Raw genomic sequence first — 708 nt, 5'->3', positions numbered from 1 at the left:
CAAAAATCGACAACCAATTGTTGATGACCATCAGCATTAATGATTTTCCTGACAGCTCCACGCCTAACATGCTTTATCACCTCGATAAGCTAGGTATGGAATACCGCTGGTCTACCCGCTTCTCCTTTTTTGATGCTACCGATGCAGAACATGCACTTAATAAGGAGCAAAAACGCTGGAAGCAGCGGGAAAAAAGCTTTAAAGACGTGATAATGAATAACCCAATGCCTAAGATTAATGAAGATGCACGGCGCATGGTGGCGCAATACGGCTCAGCTATCGACTTAATCAAAATCAAAGGCATTCAATACGGGCATTACACCTCAACGATTATCATCAGAGGACAGAGCCAGCAAGAGTTAAACAACAAAGCAGAGCGCGTCATTAACACCATCAAGCACATTGGTTTCAATGCCATGATAGAGACGGTTAACTCTGTGGATGCATTCTTAGGCTCGCTGCCTTCTGACAGTCTGCATAACGTGAGGCGCCCATTAGTGAGCACCTTGAACTTAGCCGCCATGCTGCCGCTATCAGCCCTATGGACGGGACGTCTCATCAATCCGTGTAAGCTCTACCCCAAGGATTCACCAGCCATCATGCAGTGCTCCGCAGAAGGTAACGCGCCATTTTGGTTAAACCTGCATCACAGCGACTTAGGCCATACGTTGGTATTTGGCCCACCTGGTATGGGGAAATCAACCTTAC

At 47.0% G+C, this 708-nt stretch carries 1 protein-coding gene; it reads left to right on the top strand.

Annotated features, from left to right (window positions below; genetic code table 11):
• On the top strand, window positions 1-708 hold a 708-nt coding region (locus tag L2748_RS24735; protein WP_476712912.1), incomplete at both ends, for a VirB4 family type IV secretion/conjugal transfer ATPase.

The sequence above is a fragment of the Shewanella sairae genome (genome assembly GCF_023283535.1).
GTDB classification, from domain to species: domain Bacteria; phylum Pseudomonadota; class Gammaproteobacteria; order Enterobacterales; family Shewanellaceae; genus Shewanella; species Shewanella sairae.
The sequence above is the reverse complement of the archived record's forward strand: the minus strand, read 5'-3'. Positions and strand labels throughout refer to the sequence as shown.